Origin of the sequence: Pedobacter sp. UBA4863 (assembly GCF_002399615.1) — a bacterium.
GTDB lineage: Bacteria > Bacteroidota > Bacteroidia > Sphingobacteriales > Sphingobacteriaceae > Pedobacter.
Genome location: NZ_DHDZ01000025.1, coordinates 38,454 through 49,283, shown reverse-complemented (window position 1 = coordinate 49,283; position 10,830 = coordinate 38,454). Strand labels below are relative to the sequence as shown.

Annotated in this window: 12 protein-coding genes; 8 read left to right on the top strand and 4 right to left on the bottom strand. The window is 37.1% G+C overall.

The genetic code is table 11. The features are described 5' to 3' along the window. Positions 1 to 107: 107 nt before the first annotated feature. From B3I52_RS04255 to B3I52_RS04230, 6 genes are all read left to right on the top strand, one after another. The gene (locus tag B3I52_RS04255) at positions 108 to 332 is read left to right on the top strand and encodes a hypothetical protein (RefSeq protein ID WP_293299193.1); all 225 of its coding nucleotides are present in this window, start codon (positions 108 to 110) and stop codon (positions 330 to 332) included. Beyond that, positions 287 to 517: a hypothetical protein gene (locus tag B3I52_RS04250; RefSeq protein ID WP_293299192.1), complete on the top strand. Its 231-nt coding sequence runs from the start codon at positions 287 to 289 to the stop codon at positions 515 to 517. The genes B3I52_RS04255 and B3I52_RS04250 overlap by 46 nt, the downstream gene beginning before the upstream one ends. 505 nt (positions 518 to 1,022) lie before the next feature. After that, complete coding sequence (locus B3I52_RS04245; protein ID WP_293299190.1) at positions 1,023 to 1,301, top strand: co-chaperone GroES; 279 nt, start codon at positions 1,023 to 1,025, stop codon at positions 1,299 to 1,301. A gap of 103 nt (positions 1,302 to 1,404) precedes the next feature. Next, positions 1,405 to 3,042 (top strand): chaperonin GroEL, encoded by a 1,638-nt coding sequence (groL, locus tag B3I52_RS04240; RefSeq protein ID WP_293299188.1) that lies wholly within the window; start codon positions 1,405 to 1,407, stop codon positions 3,040 to 3,042. Between the two features lie 314 nt (positions 3,043 to 3,356). Then, positions 3,357 to 4,637, top strand: a complete 1,281-nt coding sequence (locus B3I52_RS04235) for a CotH kinase family protein (protein ID WP_293299186.1) — start codon at positions 3,357 to 3,359, stop codon at positions 4,635 to 4,637. A gap of 278 nt (positions 4,638 to 4,915) precedes the next feature. After that, positions 4,916 to 5,578, top strand: a complete 663-nt coding sequence (locus tag B3I52_RS04230) for an MgtC/SapB family protein (protein WP_293299184.1) — start codon at positions 4,916 to 4,918, stop codon at positions 5,576 to 5,578. Between the two features lie 6 nt (positions 5,579 to 5,584). Here B3I52_RS04230 and B3I52_RS04225 read toward each other — a convergent pair whose 3' ends face one another. Genes B3I52_RS04225 through B3I52_RS04215 form a run of 3 tightly spaced genes read right to left on the bottom strand, consistent with a single transcriptional unit; the run spans position 5,585 to position 7,694 of the window. Next, positions 5,585 to 6,439, bottom strand: a complete 855-nt coding sequence (locus tag B3I52_RS04225) for a HEPN domain-containing protein (protein ID WP_293299182.1) — start codon at positions 6,437 to 6,439, stop codon at positions 5,585 to 5,587. A 32-nt stretch (positions 6,440 to 6,471) separates the two neighbouring features. Beyond that, the gene (locus B3I52_RS04220; protein WP_293299180.1) at positions 6,472 to 7,086 is read right to left on the bottom strand and encodes a hypothetical protein; all 615 of its coding nucleotides are present in this window, start codon (positions 7,084 to 7,086) and stop codon (positions 6,472 to 6,474) included. 17 nt (positions 7,087 to 7,103) lie between these two features. Then, on the bottom strand, positions 7,104 to 7,694 hold the full coding sequence (locus B3I52_RS04215) for a hypothetical protein (RefSeq protein ID WP_293299178.1): 591 nt from the start codon (positions 7,692 to 7,694) through the stop codon (positions 7,104 to 7,106). 138 nt (positions 7,695 to 7,832) lie between these two features. Here B3I52_RS04215 and B3I52_RS04210 point away from each other — a divergent pair, with 138 nt between their 5' ends. Next, positions 7,833 to 8,516: a S24 family peptidase gene (locus B3I52_RS04210; RefSeq protein ID WP_293299177.1), complete on the top strand. Its 684-nt coding sequence runs from the start codon at positions 7,833 to 7,835 to the stop codon at positions 8,514 to 8,516. A 31-nt stretch (positions 8,517 to 8,547) separates the two neighbouring features. Further along, on the top strand, positions 8,548 to 9,975 hold the full coding sequence (locus B3I52_RS04205; protein ID WP_293299176.1) for an L-serine ammonia-lyase: 1,428 nt from the start codon (positions 8,548 to 8,550) through the stop codon (positions 9,973 to 9,975). Positions 9,976 to 10,188: 213 nt separating this feature from the next. Here B3I52_RS04205 and B3I52_RS04200 read toward each other — a convergent pair whose 3' ends face one another. Next, positions 10,189 to 10,800 carry an FMN-binding negative transcriptional regulator gene (locus B3I52_RS04200; protein ID WP_293299173.1) on the bottom strand — a complete coding sequence of 204 codons (612 nt, stop codon included), beginning with the start codon at positions 10,798 to 10,800 and terminating at the stop codon, positions 10,189 to 10,191. Between the last annotated feature and the right edge of the window lie 30 nt (positions 10,801 to 10,830).

Here is a 10,830-nt window from a genome sequence, read left to right as displayed (position 1 = left end):
CTACTTTTGAGACAGCCCCTTTTCTTTTTAAAACTATCAAATTACCTATTTTTAGGTATTGCCTGTCATTTTGCTACAATATACCTTTGCGTAAAAAACGAACAAGCATGAAAAAAGTATTACTAATTTTATTTGTTGCAGTTACAACTTTAACTGCATGTAAAAAAGACTCAGAAGACAAATTAAAGGGAAGGTGGGATTTAGCTAAAGACCTTGATGTAACACGTGTAAATGGTACTGTTACGTCTGAATATTCTCACACTTATGATGTGGCGATCTTTACATTGTGTTTGAAGAAAATAGATATAAGGTTTACGAAGATGGCAAATTAGATGGCGAAGGTACTTTTACAGCTACCGACAATTCTATTACCATTATTGATAAAGATGGTGACAAAGAAGTCAATACTTTAAGATGGAATTCGAAAAGCGAGTTTGTACTTATTGACGAAGACACAGAAACAATAAACGGAGCAACCCATAATTACAAATACGAATCTACATTTAAAAAGCACTAAGCAGAACATAATTAAAAGGCTTCACTTTCATGGTGAAGCTTTTTTGATTCAGGCCTAATATTACTGTTAGACATTTGTAATGCAGCACCAGTATCGAAGCATTTTAATTCATTTATTAAACTCCAAACGAAAACCTACAATAGAGTTTCAAGCGCTGTAAACTGCGAAGAGCCCTTGCACCACCAAAGACTTACGAAGACTGATAAACTTCGTAAGTCTGTTGTTAAATAGCCCCGACAGCGGCGAGCATCCCGATTCATCGGGATAAAGCGGATGGCGGGACTTTCCGCAAATAGATGCTGCTGCAATTGCGCTGCTAAAATCTGAAATTTCTACGTTATTTTCGTTATTCACTCTGTCAGTCTGACACCAAAAAATACGCTTAACTTTAGCCCAACTGACAAGCTGTGCAAATTTGTCGGCACAAAACCTATTGGCATAAAAACTGATAATGGGTTTACTGTTAATTTAAACATTTTAAAATCAAAATAATATTATTAGAGTTATGGCTTTAAATTTAAAACCTATTGGAGACAGAATCGTAGTAGAAGCTGCTCCTGCTGAAGAAAAAACAGCTTCAGGCATCTATATTCCTGATACTGCAAAAGAAAAACCTCAACAAGGTACAATACTTGCGGTTGGCGCTGGTAAAAAAGATGAACCAATGACTGTAAAAGTTGGAGACACGGTACTTTACGGCAAATTTGCCGGTACAGAAGTATCTCACGAAGGAAAAGAGTATTTAATTATGCGTGAAGCTGATATTTACGCGGTAATTGGATAAAAAATTGAAATGTTGTAACGTTAAAATGTTGCAATGTTAATTGATTAGTAGTTGAAAAACCTTTCAACTTTAAAACATTAAAACTTTCAAACAAAATTAAGCAATGGCAAAACAAGTAAGATATAACGTTGAGGCTCGCGACGCACTGAAAAAAGGTGTTGACACGCTAGCAAACGCAGTAAAAGTAACTTTAGGTCCAAAAGGACGTAATGTAATTATCGATAAAAAATTTGGTTCTCCGGCAATCACTAAAGACGGTGTTTCGGTAGCTAAAGAAATCGATTTGAAAGACCCCATTGAAAACATGGGTGCGCAAATGGTAAAAGAAGTAGCTTCTAAAACTGCTGATATTGCAGGCGATGGAACAACTACTGCTACCGTATTGGCGCAGGCAATTGTTACTGCGGGTATTAAAAACGTTGCTGCTGGTGCAAATCCAATGGATTTGAAACGCGGTATCGACAAAGCGGTTACAGCAGTGGTAGAGAACCTAAAAACTCAATCGCAAACCGTAGGCGAAGACAACAACAAAATTAAACAAGTAGCTTCAATTTCTGCTAACAACGACGAGGTGATCGGTTCGTTAATTGCAGAAGCCATGCAAAAAGTGGGTAAAGATGGTGTAATTACAGTTGAAGAAGCAAAAGGTACTGAAACAGAAGTAAAAACTGTTGAAGGTATGCAATTCGATAGAGGTTATCTTTCTCCATACTTTGTAACCAACGCTGATAAAATGGAAGCCGAGTTAGATACTCCTTTCATCTTGATCTACGACAAAAAAATCAGCAACATGAAAGAATTGTTGCCAGTATTGGAAAAAACAGTACAAACTGGTAAACCACTTTTAATTATTGCTGAAGACCTAGATGGCGAAGCACTAGCTACTTTGGTAGTAAACAAAATCCGTGGCTCGCTAAAAGTGGCTGCTGTTAAAGCTCCAGGCTTTGGCGACAGAAGAAAAGCAATGTTAGAAGACATCGCTATCTTAACTGGCGGTACAGTAATTTCTGAAGAAAGAGGTTATAAATTAGAAAATGCAGATCTTTCTTACTTAGGTACTGCAGAAAAAGTAGTAATCGACAAAGACAACACTACCGTAATTAACGGTGCTGGTAAAACAGAAGACATTAAAGCTCGTGTGGGCCAAATTAAAGCTCAAATTGAGACAACTACTTCTGATTACGATAAAGAAAAGTTACAAGAGCGTTTAGCTAAACTTTCTGGCGGTGTAGCTGTACTTTACGTAGGCGCTGCTTCGGAAGTAGAGATGAAAGAGAAAAAAGACCGTGTTGACGATGCTCTACACGCTACACGTGCTGCTGTAGAAGAAGGTATCGTTGCTGGTGGTGGTGTTGCTTTCATCCGTGCGGTAGAAGCTTTAGCCAACCTAAAAGGTGCTAACGAAGACGAAACTACTGGTATCGCTATCGTTAAACGTGCTATCGAAGAACCATTGCGTCAAATCTGTGAAAACGCAGGTATCGAAGGTTCTATCGTAGTACAAAAAGTAAAAGAAGGCAAAGCCGATTTCGGTTACAATGCACGTACAGATGTTTATGAGAACTTAATTGGTGCTGGTGTAATAGACCCAACTAAAGTATCTCGTGTAGCATTAGAAAACGCAGCTTCAATTGCAGCAATGTTGTTAACTACAGAAGTTGTTTTAGCAGATGAGCCAGAAGCAGCAGACGCAGGTCATGCACACCCACCAATGGGCGGCGGCATGGGCGGCATGATGTAATAAATAGCGAAAAGGTCAAAGCTAAAAGACTAAAGCAATTTGGATAAGCTTTAAGCTTTCTCATTTAGTCTTTAACCTTATAAAAAAATCCCTCAAGGCGAAAGTTTTGAGGGATTTTTTGTTTTATCTCTTTTTATGGTTCAATAGTTGTCTAATATGATAAAACAACCCTTTAAACTAATCTAAAAACGCTAATCAAACCTTTTAGAAGCAAATCCATTTAAAAATCCAATTATAAAACAGGGGAAATACAAACTCAATGTGTTGAGTAGCATCCCCATGATTCACATGCCCCATTTTTAATTAAAATCGAAATGAAATTTAAACTTAACCTTCTTCTATCTTTTATTGTATTAGCTACTTATTCATGTAAGAAAACTCCAACAGTCTCAGAACCAGAAGAGGAAATTATTATAGAACAAGCCCAATTAGACGAAAGTGTTTCAGCGGTTATTCCTCATATTTATATCGAAACAGCAGAGAACGCAGAAATAGTGAGTAAAGATGACTATATTAATGGCACTGTACATATTAAGGGCAATGCCGTAAATGCTGATCTTGTAGCAAGTACAATGCGCATAAAAGGTCGTGGTAACAGCACCTGGAATAAGCCAAAAAAACCTTACCGCATTAAATTGGATGCTGCTGCTTCGGTACTAGGGTTAAAATCTGCAAAAGATTGGGTATTATTAGCTAATTGGCAAGATTATACATTTATGACCAATGCCGTGGCCATGAAAATTGGACAGCAATTAGGCATGCCTTATACCAATACAATTATACCTGTTGATGTAACCATTAACGGCAAATACGCTGGCAACTATACGCTTACCCAACAAATAGAAGTAAAAGACGGAAGAGTAAATATTGGTAAAGATGGTGTGCTATTGGAATTGGATACAAATTATGATGAAGATTGGCAATTTATTTCTACTGGGTACAGTTTGCCAGTAATGGTTAAATCTCCAGACATAGAAACTCAAGAGCAGTTTAATACCATTAAGCAAGAATTTTTGGATTTTGAAGCGTTGCTCAAAAGATCAGATTTCCCAAATAATAATTACGGAAACTATTTTGACAAGCAACAATTAGTAAACTACCTTATTGTTTATAACCTAACAGCAAATCTAGAAATAAAACACCCTAAAAGTGTTTATATGCACAAAGCAAAAGGAGGTAAATACACCCTGGGGCCTGTTTGGGATTTTGATTGGGGTTTTGGTTTAGATGATGGTAATCGCAAGTACTTTACATATAGCACAGACAATCCTCTTTTAAAATCTGGAGATACCAATAAAGGTGTAGTATTTTTCAGCAGGTTTTTAAACGACCCAGAGGTTAAAAACCTATACAAATCTACTTGGACCAATTACAAAAACAATAATTTCGATGAGTTATTGAAATATATTGAACAATATGCTGCTTCTATTAGGGTATCTCAAACCAAAGACCTTGAGCGTTGGAAAGCTGATAGGTGGCATTATGATACAGAATGGGCTCCATTTGCAAGTAATTTTCCAGAAATTAAAAAAGACCTTAAAACTTACCTAAGAAAAAGAGCTAATTATATCACTTCTTATGTGAATAAATTATAAGAGAAATAAAACAGCCTACTGCAAGCATCCGAACCTCTCAAAACATAATGTTTTGAGAGGTTTTTTTGTGCTGTTCGACATTTGTAATATCGAACGCCTTATCAAGAGATTTGTAATCCTCCTTAAACATCCGGAATCGCCCACAAAAAACAGCTAGTTCATGAAATAATACCAAAGCCCCAGCTTAAACTAACAAACAATTTTGTATTCTTAGTCGTTATTTCTAGTCTGCCTAAAAAACTTTTCGCTTTTACCTTTTTACTTTCTACATTTATAAGATGTGGGAAATTTTAGGCGACAACAACAAGTTTTTAACAGCGGCCGAAGTAAATAAATTTTTAATTACCATTTTACTTTGCGGCATTATTGGTGCCGAACGCGAGTATCGTAGCAAATCTGCTGGCTTAAAAACCATGATCATGATTGGTTTAGGCTCGGCTTTATTTACGGTATTATCAATTAAAATTGGCGATGCTAGCAGCCATGATCGTATTGCGGCAAATATTGTAACAGGTATTGGCTTTTTGGGGGCGGGAGTAATTTTTAAAGAAGAAAACCGCGTAAAAGGTTTAACTACCGCCTGCGTAATTTGGATTGTTGCAGCTATTGGCATGGCAGTAGGTTCGGGCTATTTTATTCAAGCTACCGGCGTAACTATTGTAGTGGTTATTTCGTTAATGGTATTCCCATATGTAGAGAACATTGCCGAACGCCGTTTTACCAAACGTACCTATCGCGTAGTGAAAATGTACGAAAATAAAGATTTAGACAATTACGAACTTATCTTTAAACAACACAAACTAAAAGCCGAAAGAGGACACCATCAATTAGCGAATGGTATTATTACCGGTGTTTGGACTGCTGTGGGCAGCCCTAAAAAACACCATGAGTTTGTAGAAGCCATGTTAAAGGACGAAGATATTTTGGAGTTCGATTTTTAATGGGTGCTATTCATATTTGTCAATATACTTATCTAATTTTAGCATCATGCTGGCAAATAATTCAAACGACCTGCTATGTAGAGCCTTCACTTTCTGATGTAAAAAAATTACCCGGTCCTTCCCTATCTTATATTCCCGATTATACCTAGCATCGCAATAGCCTTTCCCTAAAACATCAAGATAATGGAGTTCTTCCTCCTCATTATCAGAAAAAACACCGATAAGCGTGGGTGCAAAACGCTTGATATTTCGGCGTAGCACGTAAAGCTCATGGCACTTAATATCTTTTCCCCGCATCAAGTTCAAAAAACATCGGTAGGTTAATTCAACAGCTTGTTGTAGCATAAAAACTGCTAACTCAAAACGGTTTAGCGCCATAAAATGAGTTGCTCCGTCTAAAAAAGAACACGCCTTTATCATTTCTATCTTAAACAGCCTATTATAATAAGATTTCTTAGCAAGATAAGTCTCTACACTTGTTTTAGCTAAAGTTTCGGCATTGCTTTTTCGGTAAACAATATTTTCATCGTTACAGGCCCAGCTATAAAACAAACTTCCACTAAGCAACTGTTGGTTTAACCCTCCATAGCTATGCAATGTACAAACACTATTGGGGTAGCCCAAAAAAGCAATATCTACCAAATCTTCGAAATTAGCTAATGCCTCACCGCAAGATTTTTCTAGTACAACCATTAAATCTAAGCTTTGGGGGTTTCTGCTGAGGTTATATATAGAACCTATGGGAACCGTCTGCTTAAGAAAATTAATTACACCCTCAAAATTCACTTTAGTAAATTCATTAAAATGGTAACCAGTGGGTGCATTTTGTGCAGCACTATACATCATGGTAGCTTCTTGCATAGCAGTATGGTTTATATCATTAAAATTATTTCCTATGGCTTAACTAACACCGCTTCCGATTGCAGTATTTCTCTTTCATAAATCAGCCAACTGCAAACCATAAGCTTCTTCAGCATTTTATAAATTTTCCTACCTAGCTTATCTTCATCGTCATGGTCATCACCACATAAACTCAATTTATACCAATTATTTAGCCTGCGGTGATATTCTGTAAGTGAAATATGCGCAAATGCGTTATAGAACCCCCTATAAGCATCTTCAATTTCTCCCTCGGCGAGATATTTGGTTAGACTTTCATTAGAAAGTTCGCCTCCAGTACCAATGCCTAAATACTTTTCTTTAGCCTCTAAATCCTTAAACCTAATGTTTGTCTTAAAAATAATCCAAGTAGCGTTTAACAAATTGGTAAAAATTTCATAGTACAAAACAATATCTGCCGGATGTTTTTTGAACCTCCTATTCACTGAAGCATGTTTGTACATTCTTTTTAGCATAGCTAAGTGATTTTCAATATCAGATGAACTAAAAAAATCTCGAAACACCATAAAAGGATCTTCATAATTATCAAAAATTAATGTCTTTACCCTTGCCTTTTTATAAGCGGTTGCATAGCGCAACATTAAATTAGAAGTTATTTTATTTTGCATAACAGTATTATTTTGGTTTACGACTTATTTTCATTCAAAAGCTCCATTTTGTAAATTGACCAACTACAAATAAGTATTTTATAAAAATTCCTATATATCTTTTTAGTGTCTTTATCTTTCCCCAAAAAATCTTTCGTACTTGATGCAAACCAAAACCAATGGTACAGGTTACGCTGATAGCAGCTCAAAGAAAAATCCTTATAACAATGATAAAAGCCCAAATAAGGATTACTTATTTCATCATCCATTAAATATTTCTGCAAAGTACAATTAGATAAAGCACCTCCGGGCATCACAACATCTGCCATATGAAATGGAATATCCTTGCGCTTTACCTTTGTTTTATAAATTACCCAAGTGGCATTCAAAAGTTCAGAAAACAGCTTATGATTATACATGATACTATGAGGCTCTTTTTTCAAACTTCCTTTCCTTGTAGCATTTTTATACAGTTCCTTTAATACAATTAGATGGCTTTGAATATTACCGGCATCAAAAAAACTCACCAAAATCTGATAAGGGTGTACGATTTTTTCAAGATCAAATGGGTCACTTTTTAATACCGCCTGCTTAAATTTTTCCTCGTAAATTCGCTTTAGATTTTTCATAAGATAAAATATTATAATAAAAGCATAAAGGTTATTTCTTTATATTAGCCATACAAGGCTAAACGCACAAACTAATTTACAAACAAGTTTGATTAAATACAAATAATTTTGAAATTATATTCTAACATATTTGAAAGAATGCTTGCAATAGCCACCGAAGCTGGCTATAAAAATGTAAACGACCTCTCTAAACACCTAGGCTACAAAAGTCCAGAGAAACTTTATAGGCTAGAACGCAGCGATAAGGCAAAGCCATCGGCCGATATTTTGGTAGATTTTGCCAATAAGTTTAAGAACGCAAATATGAATTGGGTATTAACAGGCTTCGGGAACCAATACCATCCAGGCTTTTCGCCCCCAAAAAACGAAACAAGTTTGCTGGACTTTGAAGAAGACATACAAGAAACCGCCATTAGAATCCCATATTATAACCTCGATCTTAACCAAGCAGATACCAGCAACCTGTTGGCGATGGAAGACAAACCAGAGTACTTTGTCAATTATCGCCCATTTAACGATTGTGCCGCTTATTTACCCGTATATGGAGATAGCATGTACCCTAAGTATGCCTCTGGAGATATCATTGCTGTTAAAGAGATTAAAAATTTAGATATTATTCAATGGGGCGAAGCTTATATGATTATGGCAAATGAACAAGCCAACAACATCAAGGGCATCAAAATTTTGCACGAACATCAAAATACAGAGAAAATTATACTAAGGTCATCAAATCCTAACTATAGAGGCGATACCATCATTAATAAAAAAGACATCGTATCACTATATATTATTAAAGGTAAGATTACACGTAATATGATTTAGAAAGTATCTAAAAACAATCGTAGTTTTGTACATGCCAAATGAACAAATCTCGGTTTTCGATATCTTTAAAATAGGAATTGGTCCTTCTAGCTCACATACGCTTGGCCCTTGGCGAGCAGCACAACAATTCACCAATAGCTTAGCGTCACAGGGTGTGCTAAATAATGTAGAACAAGTAAAAATTCTGCTGTATGGCTCTTTAGCTAAAACAGGCAAGGGACACGGTACCGATATTGCTATTTTATTAGGCTTGGCTGGCGGCGACCCCGTTACTTTTGATGTAAACGCGATTGACAGCACAATAGCTCAAATTAAAACAGCGCAAAAACTAATGCTTGCAGGGCATTTAGAAATTAACTTTTCTTACCCAGACGATTTAATTTTCTTGTTTACCGAAAGCTTACCTTTTCATCCCAATGCAGTTACCTTTCAAGCATTTTTAAATAACGGAAAAGCCGTTTCTGAAACTTATTACAGCATAGGTGGTGGTTTTGTGGTAAAAGAAGGACAAGATAGCTCAGAGAAAGAACAGGTTGAACTCCCATTTCCGGTAGAAAAAGCCAGTGAACTTTTGCACTGGTGCTTAACCACCGGCTTAAAAGTGAGCGAAATTGTAATGGAAAACGAAGCCGCTTGGCGACCAGAAGCCGAAACCAGGAAAGGCATCCTACAACATTACCAAGTGATCAAAGAATGTATCTATAGAGGTTGCCATACTGCCGGTTTTTTACCTGGCGGATTAGATGTGGCCCGTAGAGCTGCCAAATTAAATCAGCGTTTAATAGGCGACCAAACCTATACCGATTATGATAGCTGGACTAAGGCTATCCGCAACGGGGGCACCGACTTTAACTATATTTTAGATTGGGTAAGTTGCTTTGCATTGGCGGTTAACGAAGAAAATGCCGCTTTTGGGCGTGTAGTAACCGCACCTACCAATGGTGCAGCGGGTGTAATTCCGGCGGTATTACAATATTTTATTACTTTTTGCGATGGCTATACGGAAGATAAAATTATCCAATTTATAGCTTGCGCCAGCGAAATAGGCAGTATTTTCAAAAAAGGAGCCACTATTTCGGCTGCTATGGGCGGTTGTCAGGCAGAAATTGGCGTATCATCGGCAATGGCCGCAGCAGCTTTAACCGAGTGTTTGGGCGGTTCGCAACGTCAGGTATTAATGGCCGCAGAAATTGCCATGGAACACCATTTAGGCCTAACCTGCGATCCAATTGGCGGCTTGGTACAAATTCCTTGTATAGAACGCAATACCATGGGTGCCATTAAGGCCATTACCGCCAGTCAACTAGCATTGCAAAGCAATCCTGACAAAGCAAAAGTAAGCTTAGATGCTGTGGTAAATACCATGTGGGAAACTGCTTTGGATATGAATTCAAAATATAAAGAAACTTCAGACGGCGGCCTTGCAACAAATATCCCTATTAGCTTGCCAGAATGCTAAACAAGTTAAGAAACTGTTGAGAGCCTGTTTAAAATTTATCTAATAAATATGTATGGACGGCGGGGCGCCGTCCTCTGCAGGTGGGGCAACGTTTGTGGGGTCCTCGCCAAACGCAATGTAAAATAGTTATCCATTTTAAACAGCTTCTAAAAGTCAAAAAAACCAACATGCAAACAGCTTTGGTATAGACTTGCACTTATCCGTAGAGAAAAATTACAAATCCCCTTTCATCTGTTTAGCCACTTCTTGCGCTTGCCTATCATCGCTTTGCGAAAGATGCTGAACAATACTTTCTCTATTGGTACGCGAATGGTTTTGGCTCAGTTTAAAAACGCCTTCCAAAGAAGTTAACGTAATTTCGAAACCTACAATGGCTTTTAAATGTTGATTGATGTATTTAGCTGACATTTGATGAAATGCCGCTGGACTATCTTTTGTTTCGTATTGTTCGGTTAGTTCTTTAATAGCAATCATGGTTTCTTCATTGCCCAGCAACTTAATTTTTCCTTTTGCTTGTACCGAACTATAATTCCATGTAGATGCCGAGGCCGGATTTTCATAAACCGAAGCGCTTACATAGGCATGTGCGCCATGAAACAGTGCCAATACATTTTCATTAGCCATAAAGGCATAGTGATGGTCGGTTTTTCTCATCACATGCCCAATTAACTTAACCGTATCTCCATCTTTTTTAATTTGCAAAGGAACTTGCGTAGCAAATGGAACATTTTGGTGGGTCCCTATTAATACCGCAAACGGATGAGCCTGCATAAAAGCAACTAGCTTAGCAACATCTTTCTCTAGAAAACTACCAACTTTATACATCTTAAATTAGGAAACTGTTTAAAAATGATA